This is a genomic window from Acinetobacter sp. BEC1-S18-ESBL-01, from assembly GCF_014169935.1.
GTDB classification, from domain to species: Bacteria; Pseudomonadota; Gammaproteobacteria; order Pseudomonadales; family Moraxellaceae; genus Acinetobacter; species Acinetobacter pittii.
In genome coordinates, this window is sequence record NZ_AP022302.1 from 351,898 (window position 1) to 373,897 (window position 22,000).

The following is a 22,000-nucleotide window of genomic DNA, read 5'->3' on the forward strand; positions in this document are numbered from 1 at the left end:
AGATAATTGTTGATATGACAGTTATCTGTTTTTTTATACCCTTTATCTGCTTTGTATTTGTTTTGTAAACATAAGACGTAAAATTTAATTAATAAATAAAAAATTTTAAAGTTTATTTGGGGTGTGGGGATGAGGGGAATTATTCCGCAAGATGGGTTCACCTTGGTTGAGCTTATGGTGACGATTGCGGTCATGGCTATTATCGCGATGATGGCTGCACCATCTATGTCGAATTTATTAGAAAGCAAACGACTAGATGGAAACCAACGAGATCTAATCAATACTTTATCGGAAGCAAAGAGCCAAGCCATACTTGGTCGACAAGACGTTTCTATTAATCTGAATTCAACAGCTTTAAATACTCCCACTTCCTTGAATTGGAAAGCTGATTCCAATAACAGTCTTGAGCTTAAAAATATCGCTGCTGATGGTACGCAGAGTTCGTTAACAGCGACGACTTTAACTTTTAATGCGAATGGGGTGATAACCAACATCACCCAAGACACACTTTTATCTATTTGTAATTCAAAAATAAATAAAAAGAAAATTCTTATTTTAACAAAGCTTGGCACATTAATTTTTAAAGCTGAGGAGACATGTTAATGCAGGGCTCTAAACAAAAAGCTCAAGTTGGGGTGGGTTTATTAGAAGTGTTGGTTGCCCTAATTTTAATTGCGATAGGGGTTTTAGGATATGTTGCCTTGCAAGTCCGTGCTATGGATGCTTCTTCAGAGGCATTAAGCAAATCTCAAGCGATTATGATCATGAGAGGATTAGCAGAAAACATTCGCGTAAATAGTTCTCAAGCTAGTCAGTATCCCGCATTTGTCCGTAGTTATAGCAATTATTCATCTACCACCGCAGCTCCTACATTGTGTTTCAATGCGGCTTGTACACCTTCTCAGCTTGCCCAATTTGATGCATATCAAGCAGCAAGAAATGCTGATCAACTTGGCATGAAAATTACCATGACAAATTGCCCAGGGGTTACAAGCACAATGGCCCAGCAGAGGCAATGTTTGTTTGTTTTTTGGGGAAAAACTGCTCCAGTAATTACAACAAATGAGGGAGTCACGAGCGCGGATGTGTCGAGCTGTATGGGTACAAATGGCGTTTATGTCAATAATTCGAACTGTTTAATGATGGAGGCATATTAATGGCTCACTCATTTGTATTATTGAAACAACGAGGCTTTACATTAATTGAGCTGATGGTTGCATTGGCTTTAGGTCTAATTTTGGTAGCCGCGGCGACTCAATTATTTATTGGTGGACTTCTATCAAGCCGTCTACAAAAAGCAAATGCTGAAATACAAGATAGCGGTATTTTTGGTTTGGAATATATTGCCCGTGATATACGGCTTCTAAATTATGGAAATGTAACCAACCCAATATTAACTGATACAACCCCTTGGGGCGGTGTTGTATTAACTGGCTCAACTGCAACCAATAACAACAATGTTAATTTTGTCCCTAACGTTGGAACAAATACTTATATTGCTGACACATTACTTAGTCGTGGTGCAGGGGATACGGTGAGTACTGTGAGTAATCACTGGAAAGGTCTTTCAAATATACAGAACAGTTCAAATGCTGCTGTGCAAAGTGATCAGCTGACTATCCAATTTATTGCACCTACGAATATGACCAATTGTGAAGGTATAAATGTACTTGCAGGTGATTTAATTGTAGAGCGTTATTTTTTACGTCTGGATAGCAATGGTAGTTCCCAGCAAGATTATGCACTTGCATGTGATGCAAATACTCCCTCTACTGTAGCTACAGCTCAACCGACCACTGTTGCTGGGTTAGGCGACGCTGGTCAAATTGTATTGCCGCGTATTGACCACTTCCATGTGCTGTTTGGTGCAAAAAATGCGGCTGGCAATTTTGCTTATTATACCATTCCCCAATATCGCGCTGCTGCACAGGCTGCCCGAGATGCCACGCCATCTGTGATGCCGCCACGAATTCTTTCAATACAAATATCTGTATTAGCGCGCTCTACTAATAATGCCCAAAGCAAAGCAATAGATCCTGAGCAATCTTTTTTTATGTTAGATCAAACCGTACATGCTTCTGATAATACAACTCGATTCTTACGCCGCACTTATAACTTAACAATTGCTCTACGCAACGCGATGGGGGAAAGTCTATGACCCATTTAATTCATAAAAGTAGATCTAAGGAAAAAGGGGCAACCCTTATTGTTGTGCTTATTATTTTATTGATTGTTATTTCTGTAGGCGTTTTAGCAATAAGAGTGGCTATTGTTTCTTTAAAAGTTGCTACCAATAGTCAAGTGAGCCAATTAAATTTTCAGTCATCTGACACACCTTTAGAACTCATTGTGCAGATGAATCCTACTACCCTAACTAATATTACTAATGTGATTGGTGCCGCACTTAAAGAGCACGAAAGTAACCCTGGTGCGGAATACAACTTTTGTTATAAGCCTGTTTCTACAGCAACAAATTTTGCTCAGACCAGAGGCGCAAGTTTACTTCGAGCAGGAAGTGCTAATAATGCAGTTGTCGAAGATGGCGGAGTGGCTGGTTTCTGCAATTTAACAACTGACTATGGAAGTAATCGTCAAGCAGTGGTTACCCAAGTTGCTGTAAGTGTTCCAACAGATGCTGCTAGCGATATTCCAGGCTCAAATTTACCACGAGGAACAAACACCTCGGAAGGTACGCAACTACCTAAAAGCATGTTGTCTACACAACGTATTCGAGTGATTACAACTGCTTTTTTGCCAGCCTATGCATCTACCTCTATTGAAACTTTACAAAGAGATTGCTTAAGCACGAGTTCGGCAAAAATTAGCGACAATTTTGATACTGCATTAACGGCTAAACAAACATTGGCGGAGTGTTTGGCAAATCATAACGTGCCTTTTAGTACTCAAGTTCAAGAATTTAACTATACCAATAAACTCACTCAAATTACGGCACCAGGTTCATAACGGGGAATATCGTGAAACTAAAATTGAAGAATTTTAAGCCAAATAATTTATGGTATGCCATCTGTTCGAGTTCAGTTGCTTTTACATGGCTAATGACAAGCTCCGTTGTGCAGGCGAGTGATTTACAAATTTATGCTTCACCTACAGCTGGTAAAAAAACCATTGTGATGATGTTGGATACATCAGGAAGTATGACCAACAATAGTTATGGCGAAAACCGTCTGGCTATGCTTAAAAATGGTATGAATGCTTTTTTAGCAAGTAATAATCCTGTTTTAAATGACACTCGTGTGGGGTTGGGAAATTTCTCTGCAAATGGTGATAGCCGAAGTGGGCAGGTTCTAGTGGCTGCTGCTCCTTTAGGAGATGCGAGTACGTTAAATACAGTGGGTTCTCAACGTTATAAATTAAAACAGGCTGTTGCAAATTTAACTGCTGGAGGGTCAACGCCTTCAGCACATGCTTATGCGGAAGCTGCTGCTTATTTGATGGGTACAACGACCTATTCAGAGGCAAATTATGCCATTCGAAAAGATAGCTATATAAGGCGTGTGCGAAAATCTGATAATAGAACGGAATACTCATATTGTACGAATTATCGCGATTCACAAATCGATACTACAAATCTATGGCAACCTTGTCGTTCTAATAACTATTGGAGTAACTGGTCAACTTCTAATCCGGGTGTGGATACGGCAACTGCTTATGATACTTCGTCGGATTGGACCTATTCTTATACTTATTACTACACCACCTTTAATTATGCTGTAGCAAATGCAGATAGTGGTATCCCAAAATCAAAATCAAATGATACAGCTAGCAATCCCAATATTGTTGTAGATAGAAATGCCTCCAATTTAAATGCTATTTACCAATCTCCTTTACCTGCAGTGGCCAATCGCCAGAGTTGTGATGGGCAAGGAATCTACTTTTTATCAGATGGAGAACCGAACAATACCACAAATACACGTTCGGCAACTGTAATGTCGACAGCCCTAGGCAGTACTTTGGGAGCAAATTTTACTTGTTCTGGAGGTTTGTCTAACACTACAGCAGACTCTGGTTGGGCCTGTATGGGGGAATTTGCAAAAAGATTATTTGATAAAACAAAAAACCCAGCTGGAGTGTCTATTCAAACAGCATTTGTCGGTTTTGGTAGTGACTTTTCTAGTTTAAGTTCTTCTGATGTAAAAAATGCCTGTCGTTTAAGTTCGAGAACCCAATCTGACCGTAGAAGTGATGATAATTGTTCGCCGAATCAGACCACAAATGCGGTCACTGCACCTGGTTATGGAAATGGAGGCTTTTTCCCTACCCAAAGTGCGCAAGGTGTAACAGACAGTGTTATCGCATTTATTAATAACTTAGAAAAAGTTCCGTTACAACCCTTAACCACTGGCGCTATCTCAGTTCCTTATGATGCACTAAACCCTAAAAATTTACAGGAATATGGTTACTTACGGGCTTTAGAGCCAAACCCAGCTAACACATACTTAACATGGCGTGGAAATTTAAAGAAATATCATGTTGTTTTATCAGGGGGCAATGCAGGTGCTTTTGAAGCTAACACTGGTGGGTTGGTTTACAATGCAAGTGGGGCTTTTAGAACGGGTACGAAAGATTATTGGAATAGCTCTAATTATAATGATGGAGGTAACGTCTTTTTAGGTGGTTCATATGCAAAAGTTCCTTTACCAATTGCTGGACAAAATGAAACACGTGATGAAGATGGAAATATCATAAAATATTATTACGCAGTACAAACTAAAATCCGCAACTTATTTACTGATGTTTCCGCTGTTGCGGCAGATGGTAGCTTAACGAAAATATCGACTTCTGGAACTAATTTGCTAAAAATTCCAGCTACTCCACCAGAAGGAACTAATCCTTTTGATAGTGTGGCTAATACAGCAAGTTATGTTTTAGGAAAATTTAATGCATCAACTGGACAAGATATTTTAAAAGCTTTCCCGATTGGCTTGAAATTAAAAATATTAAATTATCTAGGTTATTCAACTGATATTAGCGCTACGACTTTACCTTCGTCATTAGTTACATCGAATGAACCCTATTTATCGATGGGCGGTAGTATTCATTCTTTACCGGTGCAGCTTACCTATAATGGAACATTAGATGAAAATGGGAATTTAACATCTGCGCGTGAACAATCTATTCTCTATGGAACGATGGAAGGTGGTCTGCATCTTGTGGATGCTTCAACTGGCGTAGAACAAATGGCTTTCGTTCCGGCTGATATATTAAATGATCCAATTGCATCAAAAGCTTTAGTGGTTGGCCAAAGTGATGCCTCAGCTCCTGCTCACGGTATGGATGGGGCTTGGGTATCTGACCCTGCATATAGTATTACTACAACGGGAAGCGGTAGCTCAGCAGTATCAAAAGTAACTGCAAAGCAAATGAATATTTATGGTGGCATGCGAATGGGTGGCAGCAGCTATTATGGCTTAAATGTCTTAAATCCTGTCTCACCTAAGCTCCTGTTTAGAGTAGGAGCAGATCAAACTGATTATAGTCGCATGGGGCAGAGTTGGTCTAAACCTGTACTTGCAAATATACGTTATAACGGAGTTATTAAACGGGTTATGATTGTTGGTGGTGGCTACGACCAATGTTATGAAAACCCGAATATTACCTTGAGTAATTCTTGCTTTACGAATGGAAAAGCAAAAGGGAATGCTGTTTATATTATTGATGCTAAAACTGGGGAACGCTTATGGTGGACTAGTGATACAGGCTCTAATATAGATAACTCTAATATGAAGCACAGTATTGTTAGTCGCATTAGTACCTTAGATCGAGATGCTGATGGTTTGGTAGACCATTTATATTTTGGCGATTTAGGCGGGCAAATTTTCCGTATCGATCTTAATAATAACCAGACAAAAACAAATTCAACTTATAGCAGTTTCGGTATTCGAGTTGTTCGATTAGCGAATTTAGCAACAAATGACTCAACTTATGATGCTTCGAATGACTATACCGCTGGGAATGCGCCGCGTTTTTATGAACCGCCAACAGTGACAATTCATGATTATGGAATCCGCACTTTTATTACTGTCGGTATTGCTTCAGGTGACCGTAGTACACCTTTAGATGTTTATCCGCTTACAGGTCGTGAGGGGATGTCACCGAGCACCGCATTAAGCGGAAGACCTGTAAACAATGTCTATGGGATTATCGATAAAGACTTTATCAAAAAGAATTTAATGTCTTTAGCTGATAACCAACTTGAAACAAAAGATATTACTCGATTGACGCTTCGAAAAAATCCACAAATTTTACGGTCTGGGGAAACACGAGTAGCACAGATTTTCTTTCCAAACACTGGGGTGGGGCAAAGTGGTTGGTATCGCTCACTTTCTAGTATGAGCGATGGCACAGAGAAAGCTAATAATAGTTTCCGTATTAAAGGTGGACTGAAAGCTTTTGAAGAACCTATGGCCGTTACGGGGACTTTAATTGTGCCTGTTTATGATCCGCAGGGAACAGGCATTGTAGCGGCAGACCCATGTTTACCACGTGTAGTAGGTGAAACTGACCAGCAGACGTTCTGTTTACCATTTGGCGCCTGCCTTAATTCTGATGGGTCAATTGATCAAAATAAAGAGAATGGAAGTGGATTCAAAACACAAACTGGTACTAATTGCCCAGTAGGAGCTTCCGAATGTAATAAAAACGTTATTGGCTCCGGTATTCGTGGCGTAACATTTGTACCAACGGAGGATAACCCACCTGCGACTAATAGTTGTGGGAAATTAAAGCTGTCTGGAAACGAGAGTGGAACGGGCGAGTGGCAATGTACAAGTCACTTAGTTCCTGCGCGCTGGTATGAGCGTTATCGCTAAAGGATGACTTATGAATAAATACTATATCCAACGGTTTAATCAGGGTGTTACCTTGATTGAGCTCATGGTTGTCATCGTGATTGTCGCTATTTTTGCTTCGATTGCTATCCCTTCATATCAAAGTTATAGCCGCAGAGCGACTGCCTCTGCTGCTAAAGGTGAAATTCTAAAATTGGCAGAACAGTTGGAACGGCATAAATCCAAGAACTTTACCTATAGAGGATTTACTACGACATCTGTAACTTTGCCACGGGGTGGTTATACGATTGAAATTAGTGATGATACGACGACAGGAAATTTATTGACGAATGCTGCTGCAAATGGGCAGACATGGGTCATTAAAGCGACAACTACAGATTCAAGAAATTTTAATTTTATTGCTAAGAATTCAGGTTTGCGTTGCCAAAGTTTAACAGCTACGGCTGTTGATAATGACTGTGGTGGAGCAGTCACTTGCAATGTATGTGAAACAAATAGTGAGAATTGGCAATGAAGAATGGTTTTACTTTAATAGAACTCATGATTGTAGTCGCAATAATTGCAATTTTAGCGGCTATAGCTACACCTTCGTATTTGCAGTATTTACGCAAAGGACATCGTACAGCTGTTCAATCTGAAATGATGAATATTGCCCAAACATTAGAATCAGAAAAAATAGTTCACAATCGCTATCCATCGAATGCAACGATTACATCGGTTTATGGTTCTAGTGTCAGTCCTCAACAAGGCCAAGCCTTATATAACTTAGCTTTCGCTAGCATAACTGATTCAAGTTGGGTGTTAACTGCTACACCTATTGCTACTAGTTCTCAAGCTGGTGATGGGATCATTTGTCTTAATGATCAAGGGCAAAAATTTTGGGCAAAAGGTGCAACTGATTGTGCGTTATCTGCCACATCAAATTGGCTACAGTAATTTTAAATTCAAAACTGCGGATAACTCAAAAAATAATCTTTCTTTCAGGGCGAAAATCACGTAGAATGTCGCCCTCTATGAAAGGGGTTTGAAGTGTTGCCGATGGTCGGCGCAGGGATAATCCGTAAGAATTATAAGGCTTTTATCATGGTTGTTATTCGTTTAGCACGTGGCGGCGCAAAAAAACGTCCATTCTATCAAATCGTTGTGACTGACAGCCGCAATGCACGTGATGGTCGTTTCATCGAGCGTATCGGTTTCTTTAACCCGACTGCACAAGGTCAAGCAGAAAAACTTCGTTTAGATGCAGACCGTTTTGCTCACTGGGTTTCTCAAGGTGCTCAACCTTCTGAACGTGTTGCTTCTTTAGCTGCTCAAGCTAAAAAAGCTACTGCATAATTTTTGTAGTAGGTAGCCCATGACATCAACACAGAATGTTCCCGAAGATCGTATTCAGATTGGACAGTTACGTTCAGCTTATGGATTGAATGGGTGGCTCTGGGTGTATTCAAATACAGAACCTATGAGCAACATGTTTGACTACCTGCCTTGGTACATTGAGACCAAGGCCGGTTGGCAAACAATAGATGTAAAACGTTGGAAACCACATGGCAAAGGCCTAGTTGTTGCGTTGAAAGGTGTGAGTGATCGCACTGGGGCGGAAAGCTTGGTTGGCGCTAATATCTGGATTGCTAAGTCTCAACTGCCAAAAGCAGATGTAGATGAATACTACTGGTCAGATTTAAAGGGCTTAACTGTGTTAGGTCTTGATGAAGAAGAACAGGAAGTAAACTTAGGGAAAATTCATGAGTTGTTTGAAACTGGAGCTAATGATGTGATGGTGGTGCATGCTACCCCAGACAGCATTGATTCAGAAGAGCGCATGATTCCTTGGCATAAAGATGTAGTACAACGTGTTGATCTTGAAGCTGGTCGTATTTACGTCAATTGGGGCGTAGATTATTAATCCTTTTAGGATTAATACAGCAGGAAAATAGAGGAGTCTGTAATGTTTTTTGCAGTCATTACGCTTTTTCCTGAAATGTTTGAAGCGATTACAGCCTACGGCATCAGCGGACGTGCGGCAAAACGAGATATTGTACAAGTCACTTGTATTAATCCTCGTGATTTTGCTGAGGGAAACTACAGAAGAGTGGATGAACGTCCATTTGGTGGCGGCCCAGGTATGGTGATGATGGCTGAGCCTTTGGCGAAAGCAATTGCACATGCCAAACAGCTTGCCTCACAAGCAGGACATGTTCATGTTCCTGTGGTGTATATGTCCCCACAAGGCAAAACCTTAAATGAGCAGGCAGTACAGCAGTTTGTTGATTATGACGGCTTAATTGTACTGTGTGGACGTTATGAAGGAGTAGATGAACGTTTGATCCAGCATTACGTTGATCAAGAATGGTCAATTGGTGATTATGTTCTATCTGGTGGTGAACTGCCCGCTATGGTGTTACTTGACAGTATTATTCGCCGTTTGCCGAATGTAATGTCAGATGAACAATCAGCAGTACAAGATTCTTTTGTTGATGGTCTTTTAGATTGTCCGCAATATACAAAGCCTGACCATTTTGAAGGGCTGGATGTACCAGAGGTATTAAAATCTGGACATCATGGCAACATTGAAAAATGGCGTTTTTTGCAGCGATATCAAAGAACTCTAGAGCGCCGACCAGAATTGGTCGAAAACGTAGAGTTGACTAAGCAGCAAAAAAAATGGCTAAAAGATACGCAAGAGAATGGTGGTAATTCTTAATCGTTATTCTCAAGAACGAAAGTTCTGCAACAAGACGAGAAGCAATGCTTCGAGTTAAAGCATAATTCTATTTAATGAATAGTTTTATGTAAATTTAAAGGCTCTTTATAGACATATTGTCGTAAAGGGAAAGATAAACGGGTTGATATGCGCTTTAGCCTCTATCCCCAGCGGAAATTCAGACCTCTTCTGACTCCGCACATATTGGAGATTCCCACAATGAGTGGTAAACATCCTTTAGTTCAAGCTGTTGAAAATGCACAGTTAAAATCTGATATCCCTGCTTTTGCTCCTGGTGACACTGTCATCGTTCAAGTAAAAGTAAAAGAGGGTGATCGTGAACGTCTTCAAGCATTTGAAGGTGTTGTAATCGCTAAGAAAAACCGTGGTTTGAACTCTGCGTTCACAGTACGTAAAATTTCTAGCGGTGTTGGTGTTGAGCGTGTATTCCAAACTCACTCACCAGTTGTTGCTAAAATCGAAGTGAAACGTCGTGGTGACGTTCGTCGTGCTAAACTTTACTACCTTCGTGACTTGTCTGGTAAAGCTGCACGTATTCGTGAAAAATTACCAGCTCGTAAAGCGTAAGCTTATAGCGAGTAAAAAAATGCGCCTTTTGGCGCATTTTTTGTTTAAAAACTATAGTCCTTGAAGTTTTAAACGGTTTGCATGTTGACGGTAAACCGAGACAGGATCGGAAGCGAAAATAGAACGTATACCAAGTACTTGGTTCACTTCATCTAAATGATTCCAGTTGTAATCATCACGAATTGTTTTACCAAATTTGGCACTGCATCGGGAAACAAGTCCATCATTATCACCAAATGGATCGACTACTAAACTACTGCCTGTAAGCGCAATATCAAATGGATCTAATGGGTTGGTCAGCGCTTTATTCCCCGAGAAAGAATACATATAAATACCTTTCTCTTGGTATGTCCCTTCACCACAAGAAGTAGTTGGTACACCCATAGGGAATTGAGCATTAAATTGAGCTGAACCTTGAGTTGATAAGCTATGAGCACCTGCTAAAGAGTCATGCGGATAGCTTGTTGGGTCTAGGCCTCCTGCCCAAGTAATGGCTGCTGAAAACCAGTTTACTAACGTTGCCAGTCCAGACAGAGGAGTACCCTCAACGTTCAGGATCACATCTGCCATTGGTGATCCCTTGTGAGGTGCACCGATCGTGGTGAGTGAGGCAACTTTCTCTGGCATGATACCGGCCACATAGCGAATTGTCGGGCCCCCATGGCTATGACCGATCAAGTTGACTTTAGGCTTACCAGTAATGGCAATAATCTCTTCTACTTGCTGGGCAAGTTGTTCACCACGCACTTCTGTTGAGTTAAAAGGTGACACTCTGGTTGCCCAGACATTTCCTCCATTACGTGCCAGATCAGGAAGGATTTGGTACCAGTAATCGAGACCAAGTGTATCTGTCCCAACTCGGTTAAAACCTGCCATACCGTGGTTAAAAACCAGTGGATATTTGGTTTGTGCATAAGATGAATAGACGAACGAGTTTTTAACTTGTTCAGCATTTGTGGCATGGGCCGCTGAAACACTCAATCCTGAGAGCATTGCAGCGCAAAAAAACATTAACTTCCTTTTCATTTTTTACTCACTATTTTTATTTTGTATGAAAAGCAGCTTCTTACTGCTAGTGCTTGTTTAGCCAGTTCCTAAAAGAAAAGGCTTAATAATTAAATGGCAGTTCACCTCCCTGATCATGGACCGTTTCAAAAGTTCGAAGTCTTAATTGTTCTTGTGATGAGCTAAATTGTTGTTGGCGTAATTGTTGTATGGCTTGGTTTTTAGCACTATCGCTCATATTGCTTTTAATAATTTCATCTCGTCCACTCAAGTAACTTGTAACCCTTTGCTGCCAAGCACTACGCTGTGTATCTAAAGTTTCTAGCCTTTGAGTTGCTTCAGCTCCGACGAGTGCCGTACGCATCTGCCGAAGTTCTTCTGCAGAACCATGACGAGCTTTAATTTGTTTAGTCAGCGTATGTAAATCATCAAGTTTAGAGAGCTCTTGTAGGTTTTGTTGCCAGTCTTCTGGTAGTTGTTCAAAGCGTTCTTTAAGCTTTTGAGCCTTTTCAATTTCACTTAAAGAAGAGTCCTCAAGTATTTGCATACGATCTAGTGTGTAATTCTGATAGATATCTTCAGCTGAGAAGAGCCCCTCAATTTCAGCGGACGAAAAGAAACGTTTTCTTAGATCTTGAATTGAATTAAAGATTTTTTGAAAAAAATTTTTATCTTGTTGTTTTGATGGAGGCGTTTGGATTTGAGCAAGCTGTTCACGGTATTTTAAGTAGCGGGTCCATAAATCCAATATCTGTGAGCGAGCTGGCTCTAAATATTTTCCCTGAATAAATTGTCCAAAGTGATTTTTGATTTGTTCTAAATCATTTTCTCCATATTGGGTAATAAAATATTCAAAGCAGTCACGAGTTTGACTGTTAACGACCAAATGTTGGGAACTATCAATTTTTAACTGGCAGTTAACTTCGGTATCTTGCTGACTTTTACTATGGTAAGCATCTGCATTTAGCTTTGAGTTATTTGTGGGTGGACCTGATGCTAAATTTTGAGCTGTCTTTTCACTGACTTGGGGTGATGTGTTTTTTGAATCAGGACTTAACCAATATACACATGCAATGAGGCTCAAAATAAAAAATCCGAGCACGCACCACAATACCTTCTTCTGCATCCCTTGCATAAAGATATCTTCCTTAAGTTTTAATTTGTTGTTTTTTTACTCGATCATTAATGTGCCATAAAATAAGTGAAAAGGCACCTAAATATTGTGAAAATATCTTGCCGAATTTGCTAACATGTCGGCACTTTTTTCTAGCTTTGTGTTCCAGTAAAAATGACGACAAAAAATCAAAAAATTTCTCGTCGCCATATCAGTGGTGTATTTCTATTAAATAAACCATTAGGCTTAAGTTCAAATGCGGCTTTGCAAAAAGTGCGTTGGTTATACCGCGCCCAAAAAGCAGGCCATACTGGAGCGTTAGACCCCTTGGCGACAGGTTTGCTCCCGATTTGTTTGGGAGAGGCGACTAAGTTCTCACATTATTTGCTGGACTCAACAAAGCGTTATCAAACCACTGTTCGATTGGGACAGACTACAACAACAGGTGATGTGGAAGGGGAGATTTTACAAGAGCGTCCTATTCCTGTTCTTAACCAAGAACTTATTGAACAAACTTTAGAAACGTTTAGAGGCGATATTCAACAAGTTCCGCCCATGTATTCGGCTTTGAAAAAAGAAGGTAAGCCGTTATATGAGTTGGCGAGAAAAGGTATAGAGATTGAGCGAGAGGCGCGTCCAGTCACGATTTATGCTTTAGAGCTTATTGCGTTTACCGAAAATAGTATCACTCTGGATGTAACCTGCTCTAAAGGGACATATATCCGTGTGCTAGGTGAAGATATTGGTGAAGCACTTGGTTGTGGTGGGCATTTAACGATGCTGAACCGGACTCAAACAGGACATTTTGAGCTTATCCCAAGTTATACCATTGAATATCTGGAAAGTTTAACAGAAGAGCAAAGAGAAGCTTTGCTACTTCCAGTTTATGCACCAGTTGACCATTTCCTAAAAATTCAGGTTCCGGAAGGGCGTGAAAAATATTTTTGCAACGGTTTAGAAAGCAATATTGAGCATTCTGCAGAAGCAGAAGTTTTGGTATTTTCGGGTGAGCGCTGTTTAGGCTTAGCCGAGATTACCGATAAAAAACGGTTGGTACCTAAGCGTATCTTAAATTTGTAGTAGATGTAGAGTATAGAGCATGGGCATGGAATGGGACGTTATCCTTAGTTTGATCTTTTTTGCGTTTACTGCGGGAGCAATTGATGCTGCTGTAGGCGGCGGTGGACTCATCCAGATTCCCGGGATCATGAGCACTTTTCCTAACATGTCGACTGCTACGGTGATTGGTACCAATAAAGTCTCATCCATTTTTGGTACTGCATCGGCGGCTTATACATTTGCTAAAAAAGTAAAGTTGCAATGGAAGCTTCTAGCAGTTATTGCCATTTGTGCCTTGATTAGTTCTTTTGCTGGCGCGGCATGCTTATCACTTATTCCTCAATCGGTATTGCGTCCTTTCGTTTTCGTAATGTTGATTGTGATTGCGATTTATACCCTAGTTAAAAAGAACTTCGGTCAAGTTCATACCGAGCAAAAAATTACCACGAAAATGTTAATTTTAGCTGGTATCGGTAGTTTGGCTATTGGTTTTTACGACGGTATTTTTGGGCCAGGTACAGGTAGTTTCTTTATTTTCTTCTTTATCCGTTTTTTACAAGTTGATTTCTTGCATGCTTCAGCTTTTTCAAAAATCGGTAATTTTATGACTAACTTAGCTGCGCTGAGTTTCCTCATCCCAACTGGTCACGCTATTTTACATATTGGTTTGATGATGGCAGCTGCTAACGTGCTAGGTTCTATTGTTGGGGTACGTACTGCACTTAAATATGGCAGTGGTTTTGTACGAATTATCTTTTTAATTTTGGTGAGTATTCTGATTTGCCGTTTGGGCTATCAAATGTTTGTTACGGGTTAAATAAGATTGAAAGTATGAGCTGTTTGAAAAAGGCAGTTCATACTTTTGTGTATCATTTAAAGCTAGAAATATAAAAATCATTACAGAAATTTACTAGAAAGAAAACTGTGTAAAAAATAGTCTCATTTTAAGCTACTTAAACATTATAAATTTCAAAGTATGATAAACCTTGAAATAAAAAAGATTTTTTAGCTAAAAAATGAGGAAGAGAATGAATATTTTCGAAGCATTAAGAGAAAGCCATGAAAATCAACGTAACCTTTCTGAACAACTCATTCAGACACACGGTTTAACCGAAGAACGAAAAGAGTTATTTGATGCATTAAAAAATGAACTTTATGCCCATTCAGTTGCAGAAGATCGTTACCTCTATATTCCTTTAATGTTTGATGATGTCGGTTTAGATATTACGAGACATGCTTTATCTGAACATCATGAAATGGATGAGTTGGTCGAACAACTTGAAAAAACCGATATGAGTAGCCCGAGTTGGTTAGCAACCGCCAAACAGTTGAGTGAAAAAGTCCATCATCATTTAAAAGAAGAAGAACATAAGTTTTTTCAACAAGCCGGAAAAATTCTTAAAGACAGCGAAAAAGAGACACTCGGCAATAAATATTTAAAGGAATATAAAAAGTATAAAAAGCAGCAGTAGAGTAAACCTATGCAGCTTTTTTAGTACTTCTTAAAGTAACACCAATAGAGGCCAGCATTACGCAAGCCAAAGCCACCCATTGCAGCATGCTGATTTCTTCGTGAAGTAATAAGAAACCCGTTAATGCTGCCAATGCTGGTGCTAAACTCGTTAGAGTCCCGTAAGTTAATTTATTAAGTTGTTTGAGAGCCATTAAGTCGAGTGCATATGGAATTGCAGTCGCTAACACTGCAATAAGTAAGGCTTTACCCCAGTACTGTGTTTCAAGTAATGCAGGAGCATTATGCCAGATTCCAATTGGCAATAACGCAAGTGCAGATACACCGATCCCAATCGTTAATGCGTGCATCCCGATATTTTGGGTCACAACTTTATGACCGAAATAGATATAGAAGGCCCAGCAAAGTCCGGCACCTAGCGCACATGCTGCACCTACATACGAGAAATGGTGTTGAATAGGGTTTTGCCAAGGTACCATGAGTGCAATGCCTAACATGGCTAGTGCTACCCAAATGTAGTCGCTCTTTTGTTTAATAGAAAGAAGCGCAAGACCCAATGGACCAATAAACTCTAATCCAACAGCAATACCTTGGGGTAATTTTCCAAGTGAGGTATAAAATAGGATATTCATTAAGCCTAAAGATGCGCAGTACATCAATAAATCACGCCATTTTAAATAAGGTAAGCGTGACCAGATTTTCCAAGATCGGAACATAATTGCGACAATAACCGTTGCAAAACTCAGCCTTAAAACTGTAACGGTGAGAGGGTCTAATGTTGCAATGAGCTGCTTAGCAAATGAAGCGCTGATTTGATATGAGACCATCGACAAAATCATATACAGCACAGCAATAATTGGAAGATTTTGCATGGAAAATACTCTAGCGCTTCATCTGATGTCTAAAAATAATGGTGGACAATTATAACGAATACTGTGTTTTAGCTGGCAAATTTCATTAAATTAACTTGCTACTTTTTCACGTTCTTGGCGAGCTTTTTGGGTGGTTATGGTACAACCAACAGAAGCGGTAATAATGGTTGCAAGTGCTAGCCATTGGTTCCATAACAGATATTCGCCTAAAAAGATAAAACCAGATAGCGCTGCAACTGCGGGTTCTAGGCTCATCAATGTTCCAAAGCTTAAAGGTGTCAAATTGCGTAGTGCCAACATTTCTAAAGAGAATGGAAGAGCACTGGCTAAAATGGCCAAACCAATAAAATAAAAAAGATAGGGAAGTTCAATCACTTGACCAATCGAGCCTGAAAAAAAGGTAATGGGTAATAAGATGCATGCACCTACACTCATTCCCAAGCACACCGTATGATTACCTGAAATACCAGAAGGTTTTTGCCCAGCAATAATATAAAGCGCCCAACAAGACCCTGCACTAATTGCAAATAAAACGCCGATCCAATCTAAGCTATGAGCCTGATTGAAAGGGAAAAGTAAAATCAGCCCAATAATTGCGAAGCTGACCCAAACAAAATCATATTTTTGGCGTGCGTGATATAACGCTACACTTAAAGGGCCAATAAATTCAAAAGCTACCGCAATCCCAATCGGTAAGCGTTCGATCGACAGATAAAATAAGGCGTTCATGCCTGCAAGTGCAAATCCATAAGCTAAAATTGCTTTCCAGCGGACCTGACTAAAATTAATTCGCCAAATTCTAAAAATAAAGGCAAGAATAATTGCACCTAAACATAGGCGCATTGCTGAAACAGTCAGTACAGGGAAGTTCTGAAATAAAATTTTAGCTAAAGATGCGCTACTTTGAACGCTTAACATAGCAAGAATAAGAAAACCCAACGCATGTAGCTGAGATTTCTGGTTTAAAGTGGACATTTTATTATTTGATCAATTGGTATACTTTTCACATGATAATGTAAATGCCCATAAAAAAGCCACAGACATTGCTGTGGCTTTTGACTTTACAGTTCGTATTAGAACAATACGCGCACGCGAATTGTACCTTCGACTTCATGCAACATATCTAAAGCTTCTTGAGAAGCAGAAGCGTCAACATCCATGATGAGGTAACCGATGTCACCTTTAGTCATAAGTGACTGACCAGAAATGTTGATGCCTTGTTCAGCAAACAAGTTGTTGATTTTAGACAATACACCTGGCACGTTTTTGTGGATGTGCAATAAACGGTGTTGACCAGCTGTCAATGGTAATGCGATTTCCGGGAAGTTCACCGCAGAAAGTGTCATACCTTTGTCAGAGTAAGCAACAAATTTCTCTGCAACTTCTAAACCGATGTTTGCTTGCGCTTCCATGGTTGAACCACCAACGTGAGGAGTTAAAATCACGTTGTCTAAGCCGCGAAGTGGAGACTGGAATTCTGCACCATTTGCTTTTGGTTCTTTCGGGAATACGTCAACTGCTGCACCAGCAATATGACCAGACTTGATTGCATCAGCTAAATCTTCAATCACTACACATGTACCACGTGCAGCATTTAAGAAGATCGCGCCTTCTTTCATTTTCGCAAATTGTTCTTTAGTGAAGAAGTTACGTGTAGACGGAACATCTGGCACATGCAACGTTACAACATCTGCAGTTGCTAAAAGTTCATCTAAAGAACCAACTTGGCGAGCATTACCCATTGGTAATTTCGTTACTGCATCATAATAAATAACATGCATACCCATGCTTTCAGCAAGAACTGAAAGTTGAGAACCGATGGAACCGTAACCCACAATACCTAAAGTTTTGCCACGAGTTTCAAAAGAACCGACAGCAGACTTGTCCCAACCACCACGATGACAAGCCGCCGATTTTTCAGGAACACGGCGAAGAAGAAGAATCGTTTCAGCAAGTACAAGCTCTGCAACCGAACGCGTATTTGAATACGGTGCGTTGAATACAGGAATACCACGTGCCATTGCTGCTTTAAGATCAACTTGGTTTGTTCCGATACAGAAACAACCTACTGCGATCAATTTATTTGCAGCTTCGAAAACTTCTTCAGTCAATTGGGTACGCGAACGAATACCAATAAAGTGAGCATCTTTAATTGCTTCTTTAAGCGCTTCGCCTTCAAGAGCAGTTTTACGATAGTCAATATTGGTGTAACCCGCAGCGTTTAAAGTATCGACTGCGTTTTGGTGAACGCCTTCTAACAAAAGGAAACGGATTTTATCTTTAGGTAGTGAAAGATGTTGGCTCATTACGGCTCCGCTACAAAGGCCAAATTTGGTGGCGGTATAATAACATACTGGGCAGCGCTATAGATATTTCGTTTATACCATCGCCTTATGGCAATTTTATCTATGTCTAATCACTTCTGTTTATGGCTTGTCGAGCATTTTAAAATATGCTTAGTAGGGGGATAAATGTGATTTTTCTCTGAAAGCCCCATAGAAAGTATTTATTTACGTTAAACATGTTTTGTAGTGACAGTATCTCTATTCTGAACTTTATCGCTTGCGCGGATACATGTAGAATATAGGAGTTCCTTGAACATTATGGCTTTGCTCAGGTGAGAACCTTGAGAATTATGAGGTCATATCCCACCACAGTTTACTTCTTGCTAGGTCTGCAAACGATGAATGCTCCAGTCGCTTTAACACCTGAGTTACTCACCCAATTAACAGCAATCGTCGGTGAAAACCGTATTAAAACCGATGCTGATAGTCTCGAAAACTGGGGTAAAGATCATACCAAGCATTTTAATCCGAACCCATCGGTCATCGTTTTTCCTTCAACGACTGAACAAGTTCAGGCGGTTGTTAAGCTTGCGAACCAGTTTAATGTTGCGATTACACCGTCAGGTGGTCGTACTGGTCTCTCTGCCGGTGCGGTAGCAACGAATGGTGAAATTGTCATTAGCATGGACAAAATGAACCAAATTCTTGAGTTCTTCCCGGCAGACCGTATGGTGCGTGTTCAAGCTGGTGTTGTGACTGAGCAATTGCAGAATTATGCAGAAGAACAAGGCATGTATTATCCGGTGGACTTTGCGTCAGCGGGTTCTAGCCAGATTGGCGGTAATATCGGTACCAATGCTGGTGGTATTAAAGTGATTAAATATGGCATGACACGTAACTGGGTACTTGGTTTAACTGTAGTGACTGGTAAAGGTGACATCCTGCGTTTAAACAAAGGCATGGTTAAAAATGCAACTGGTTATGCATTACAGCATTTGTTTATTGGTGGTGAAGGCACACTAGGCTTAGTGACTGAAGCAGAAATTAAACTTGAGCGTCAACCACAAAACTTACAAGTTTTAGTTTTAGGTGTTCCAGATTTCGATGCAGTAATGCCTGTGTTACATGCTTTCCAAAAAGACATCGACTTAACTGCATTTGAGTTCTTTGGTGAACTTGCAATGCAAAAAGTTTTAGACCACGGGCATGTACAACGTCCATTTGAAACTCAATGCCCGTTCTATGTATTACTTGAGTTTGAAGCACCATATGAGCCGATTCTCGATAAAGCAATGGAAATTTTCGAGCATTGTATGGAGCAGGGTTGGGTACTTGATGGTGTAATGAGCCAGAGCCTTGACCAAGTAGAAAGCTTATGGCGTTTACGCGAAGATATTTCTGAATCAATCGCGCCGTTTATTCCATATAAAAATGATATCTCAGTATTAATTACTCACGTACCTGCATTTATTCGTGAAATTGATGCGATTGTTCAAGAAAACTATCCAGATTTTGAAATTTGCTGGTTCGGACATATCGGTGACGGTAACTTACACTTAAATATTTTAAAACCTGAAAACTTAACCAAAGATGAGTTCTTTGCGAAATGTCAGGTGGTTAATAAATATGTGTTTGATACCGTTAAAAAATACGATGGTTCAATCTCTGCTGAACATGGTGTAGGCATGACGAAAAAGCCATATTTGGAATATTCACGTTCGCCTGAAGAAATCGAATATATGAAAGCTTTGAAAAAAGTATTTGACCCGAATGGTTTAATGAACCCAGGTAAATTGTTTGATCTTTAAATTAGATCTATTTTGTAGAACTACATAGTTTCTACAGAGTAACCAACAAAGCCATAGCATCATAAAGCTATGGCTTTTGTTTTTGGTGATAAAAATGCAACGTTTATTTTTAATTTCAGCGCTCTGTGCTGGACTTTTCACTGGGTGTGCGACGACCAGTAAATTAATTCCTTTTGTGGGTTCGGAAACTCCGATGCAACAAGTACTTAAAGCCCAGCCTGAGATCGTAAAAGAGCATAACAATACCTCAGTTCAGCAAGTATTTAACCGAGTAGAATCTCCAACAGTTTCCCGTATTACCGTTATCCAAACTGGTTTAATGGATGATTCTATTTCTGCAATCCGAACAGAATATTCATTCAAATTGGTTGATGAAAAGTGGCAATTGCAAAATAAGCAAAAGAGCTACCAATGTGCGAGAGGGAAAGGCTCTAGAGGTTTCCAAACACAACTTTGCTCTTAAAAATAAAAAAGACGATAAATATATCGTCTTTTTTAATGACCTAAATTATAGGCCGCTTTCTAAAATTTTAATTTTGACATCAACGACATCGTTTTTAACTGTCTCATGGTGCGCTTGCATATGAGGTGTAGCTAAATGCGCTTCAAGATGGGCAACACTTTGCCATTTTTCTAGCATGACAATCATGTCAGGCTCTTGGGTTTGGAAGCTCGCATTTGATTTGTGATCAACTAAAGGTTCATAACCATGACAACCATCTTCTGCTAAAACAGTTGGAATGATTTTTTGAAATGCATCCAATACGTTCTGGCGATGCTGTCCACCCGATTTAGTACGAATTTCCGCAATAATGGTTAGCATGGATTTCTCCTTATTAGGCTGCTGCAAATACAGTATTTAAGTGTGCTTTATATTCTTCAACATAACTATCAACGTTAGGCATTTTAATTACGTCATTTACGATAAATGTCGGAAGGGTGCTCATGCCTAAGAACTGATTGGCTTTATGAAATGGTAAATAAACACCATCTACACCTACGCCGTGGAAGAATTGATCTGCATCTTCAAATGCTTCCATTGGAGCATTCCAAGTCAATGACAGCATATATTTTTTGTCATGAATTAGACCACCTGAACCATATTTTTTTGAGGCATCAGAACGGCTACGGCCATCACTTGCATAAAGTGAACCATGACCAGTGGTAAAGACATCATCAATATACTTTTTGACTGTCCAAGGTGCGCCCATCCACCAGCCTGGCATTTGATAAATAACAACATCTGCCCATAAGTATTTTTCAACCTCACTTTCAGCATCATAGTTGCTGTCTGCACGGGTGACTTGGACTTCATGGCCGAGTTCCGTGAGATGTGTGGTTGCTAGGGTGGTTAATGTGTCATTTAATTCACCGTTTGAGTGGGCAAATTGTTTAGCACCATTAATCACTAAAATCTTACTCATGGAGGTTGCTCTCATTAAATTCCTGTATTTGACGCATACTCTATGAGAATTACTGTTGTAGAAAAATGCATGAATAGGAAAAATATTGTTGATAAAAAATCAATAATTATTATTGGATTTCTATTTAAAATTAATCTATCTCATTAATATCAATAAATTTATAACAATTTACAAAGCTCAAAAGGAAAAAGTGGCCTATTATCTTTAGCATTAATTTTGAGTAAATAGAGGGGAAGAGTGATGAAAAAGAATGGTTTGTTGATTATTTTCAGCTTAAGCATATTAACAGCTTGTGCTCCACCTCAAAAATCTTCTGCTCAACTTGCTGATAGTCCTATACAGGCTGTATTACTCGATCAACCAGATCTTTTAAATGATGCAAGCAATTTAGATATTTCACAGCAAATGAATGCTTCGGATGATCCTTCCAGTGCGCAAGTTACTATTTTGCAAACAGAACCTAGTCCAGATGCGGTGTCGAAAACACGTACTGAATATTTATTAAAACGAGATCAGCAAATCTGGAAAATTGTAAATAAAAAGCAAAGCTATCAATGTACACAAGGACAAGATACCCCAGACTTTCAAGTTAATCCTTGTCCTTAATGCTTAATTTTTTATCGAATATGTGGATAACTTTGAGTTTGTGCACAACAAGAATTTGTGGGTCTTTTAGTACAAAAAACTGAAATTTAAGCTTCTTGAAATTGCATGATTGCTGATCAATTTAAAAAGTGCTATTGTTGCGCTCGGCAATTAAGCCAATTGGTAAAAATTACCGAATCTCACGTCATACATTTTTTCTCGTTTTAGACACCCTGTGAATACGGTGTTTCACATTCTAAACATGCACTCTCACGGCAT

At 39.6% G+C, this 22,000-nt stretch carries 24 protein-coding genes; 17 read left to right on the forward strand and 7 right to left on the reverse strand.

Annotated elements, in window-relative coordinates; translation table 11 throughout:
* The first annotated feature begins 129 nt into the window (after positions 1-129).
* From H7R46_RS01660 to rplS, 11 genes are all read left to right on the forward strand, one after another.
* Positions 130-603 (forward strand): Tfp pilus assembly protein FimT/FimU, encoded by a 474-nt coding sequence (locus H7R46_RS01660; protein WP_005067119.1) that lies wholly within the window; start codon positions 130-132, stop codon positions 601-603.
* Positions 597-1,157, forward strand: coding sequence for a type IV pilus modification protein PilV (gene pilV, locus H7R46_RS01665; protein ID WP_080631029.1), 561 nt, complete (start codon positions 597-599; stop codon positions 1,155-1,157). The genes H7R46_RS01660 and pilV overlap by 7 nt, the downstream gene beginning before the upstream one ends.
* Positions 1,157-2,158 carry a PilW family protein gene (locus tag H7R46_RS01670; RefSeq protein ID WP_005067125.1) on the forward strand — a complete coding sequence of 334 codons (1,002 nt, stop codon included), beginning with the start codon at positions 1,157-1,159 and terminating at the stop codon, positions 2,156-2,158. Before pilV ends, H7R46_RS01670 begins: the two co-directional genes overlap by 1 nt.
* The gene (locus H7R46_RS01675; protein WP_005067126.1) at positions 2,155-2,964 is read left to right on the forward strand and encodes a PilX N-terminal domain-containing pilus assembly protein; all 810 of its coding nucleotides are present in this window, start codon (positions 2,155-2,157) and stop codon (positions 2,962-2,964) included. Before H7R46_RS01670 ends, H7R46_RS01675 begins: the two co-directional genes overlap by 4 nt.
* An 11-nt stretch (positions 2,965-2,975) precedes the next feature.
* Positions 2,976-6,830: a PilC/PilY family type IV pilus protein gene (locus tag H7R46_RS01680; RefSeq protein ID WP_005067129.1), complete on the forward strand. Its 3,855-nt coding sequence runs from the start codon at positions 2,976-2,978 to the stop codon at positions 6,828-6,830.
* 10 nt (positions 6,831-6,840) lie between these two features.
* Positions 6,841-7,323, forward strand: a complete 483-nt coding sequence (locus H7R46_RS01685) for a type IV pilin protein (protein ID WP_002116770.1) — start codon at positions 6,841-6,843, stop codon at positions 7,321-7,323.
* Positions 7,320-7,745, forward strand: coding sequence for a type IV pilin protein (locus H7R46_RS01690; RefSeq protein WP_002117055.1), 426 nt, complete (start codon positions 7,320-7,322; stop codon positions 7,743-7,745). The genes H7R46_RS01685 and H7R46_RS01690 overlap by 4 nt, the downstream gene beginning before the upstream one ends.
* A 147-nt stretch (positions 7,746-7,892) precedes the next feature.
* Positions 7,893-8,144 carry a 30S ribosomal protein S16 gene (gene rpsP / locus H7R46_RS01695; RefSeq protein WP_000260334.1) on the forward strand — a complete coding sequence of 84 codons (252 nt, stop codon included), beginning with the start codon at positions 7,893-7,895 and terminating at the stop codon, positions 8,142-8,144.
* 19 nt (positions 8,145-8,163) lie between these two features.
* On the forward strand, positions 8,164-8,712 hold the full coding sequence (gene rimM / locus H7R46_RS01700) for a ribosome maturation factor RimM (protein WP_002116736.1): 549 nt from the start codon (positions 8,164-8,166) through the stop codon (positions 8,710-8,712).
* A 42-nt stretch (positions 8,713-8,754) separates the two neighbouring features.
* Entirely contained in the window at positions 8,755-9,510 is a 756-nt protein-coding gene (gene trmD, locus H7R46_RS01705; RefSeq protein WP_005067137.1) for a tRNA (guanosine(37)-N1)-methyltransferase TrmD, read from the forward strand.
* A 219-nt stretch (positions 9,511-9,729) separates the two neighbouring features.
* Positions 9,730-10,098, forward strand: coding sequence for a 50S ribosomal protein L19 (rplS, locus tag H7R46_RS01710; RefSeq protein ID WP_002116654.1), 369 nt, complete (start codon positions 9,730-9,732; stop codon positions 10,096-10,098).
* A gap of 51 nt (positions 10,099-10,149) precedes the next feature.
* Here the strand turns inward: rplS and H7R46_RS01715 are convergent, their stop codons facing one another.
* The gene (locus H7R46_RS01715; RefSeq protein ID WP_080591800.1) at positions 10,150-11,091 is read right to left on the reverse strand and encodes a lipase family alpha/beta hydrolase; all 942 of its coding nucleotides are present in this window, start codon (positions 11,089-11,091) and stop codon (positions 10,150-10,152) included.
* Positions 11,092-11,206: 115 nt separating this feature from the next.
* A complete protein-coding gene (locus tag H7R46_RS01720; RefSeq protein WP_005067141.1) occupies positions 11,207-12,238 on the reverse strand; it encodes a lipase secretion chaperone in 1,032 nt (343 codons plus the stop codon).
* Between the two features lie 153 nt (positions 12,239-12,391).
* Between H7R46_RS01720 and truB the strand changes: the two genes are divergently transcribed.
* From truB to H7R46_RS01735, 3 genes are all read left to right on the forward strand, one after another.
* Positions 12,392-13,297 carry a tRNA pseudouridine(55) synthase TruB gene (gene truB / locus H7R46_RS01725; RefSeq protein WP_005067144.1) on the forward strand — a complete coding sequence of 302 codons (906 nt, stop codon included), beginning with the start codon at positions 12,392-12,394 and terminating at the stop codon, positions 13,295-13,297.
* A 19-nt stretch (positions 13,298-13,316) separates the two neighbouring features.
* Positions 13,317-14,093: a sulfite exporter TauE/SafE family protein gene (locus H7R46_RS01730; protein ID WP_005067146.1), complete on the forward strand. Its 777-nt coding sequence runs from the start codon at positions 13,317-13,319 to the stop codon at positions 14,091-14,093.
* A gap of 211 nt (positions 14,094-14,304) precedes the next feature.
* Positions 14,305-14,748 carry a hemerythrin domain-containing protein gene (locus H7R46_RS01735; protein WP_001019905.1) on the forward strand — a complete coding sequence of 148 codons (444 nt, stop codon included), beginning with the start codon at positions 14,305-14,307 and terminating at the stop codon, positions 14,746-14,748.
* A 7-nt stretch (positions 14,749-14,755) separates the two neighbouring features.
* Here the strand turns inward: H7R46_RS01735 and H7R46_RS01740 are convergent, their stop codons facing one another.
* The 3 genes from H7R46_RS01740 to serA all read right to left on the reverse strand — a co-directional run bounded on the left by H7R46_RS01740 (position 14,756) and on the right by serA (position 17,925).
* On the reverse strand, positions 14,756-15,619 hold the full coding sequence (locus H7R46_RS01740; protein ID WP_005067148.1) for an EamA family transporter: 864 nt from the start codon (positions 15,617-15,619) through the stop codon (positions 14,756-14,758).
* Between the two features lie 90 nt (positions 15,620-15,709).
* A complete protein-coding gene (locus H7R46_RS01745; RefSeq protein WP_005067150.1) occupies positions 15,710-16,594 on the reverse strand; it encodes an EamA family transporter in 885 nt (294 codons plus the stop codon).
* Positions 16,595-16,692: 98 nt separating this feature from the next.
* Positions 16,693-17,925, reverse strand: coding sequence for a phosphoglycerate dehydrogenase (serA, locus tag H7R46_RS01750; RefSeq protein ID WP_182924237.1), 1,233 nt, complete (start codon positions 17,923-17,925; stop codon positions 16,693-16,695).
* 377 nt (positions 17,926-18,302) lie between these two features.
* On the opposite strand from serA, the gene H7R46_RS01755 reads away from it, so the two are divergent.
* Positions 18,303-19,712, forward strand: a complete 1,410-nt coding sequence (locus tag H7R46_RS01755) for an FAD-binding oxidoreductase (protein WP_002116692.1) — start codon at positions 18,303-18,305, stop codon at positions 19,710-19,712.
* 94 nt (positions 19,713-19,806) lie between these two features.
* Positions 19,807-20,175, forward strand: a complete 369-nt coding sequence (locus H7R46_RS01760; RefSeq protein WP_005067154.1) for a hypothetical protein — start codon at positions 19,807-19,809, stop codon at positions 20,173-20,175.
* 45 nt (positions 20,176-20,220) lie between these two features.
* On the opposite strand, the gene H7R46_RS01765 is transcribed toward H7R46_RS01760, so the two are convergent.
* Both H7R46_RS01765 and H7R46_RS01770 read right to left on the reverse strand, forming a co-directional pair.
* The gene (locus H7R46_RS01765) at positions 20,221-20,535 is read right to left on the reverse strand and encodes a putative quinol monooxygenase (RefSeq protein WP_005067156.1); all 315 of its coding nucleotides are present in this window, start codon (positions 20,533-20,535) and stop codon (positions 20,221-20,223) included.
* Between the two features lie 13 nt (positions 20,536-20,548).
* Positions 20,549-21,136: an NAD(P)H-dependent oxidoreductase gene (locus H7R46_RS01770; RefSeq protein ID WP_002117050.1), complete on the reverse strand. Its 588-nt coding sequence runs from the start codon at positions 21,134-21,136 to the stop codon at positions 20,549-20,551.
* Positions 21,137-21,373: 237 nt separating this feature from the next.
* Here H7R46_RS01770 and H7R46_RS01775 point away from each other — a divergent pair, with 237 nt between their 5' ends.
* Positions 21,374-21,742, forward strand: a complete 369-nt coding sequence (locus tag H7R46_RS01775) for a hypothetical protein (RefSeq protein ID WP_080631031.1) — start codon at positions 21,374-21,376, stop codon at positions 21,740-21,742.
* Positions 21,743-22,000 lie beyond the last annotated feature (258 nt).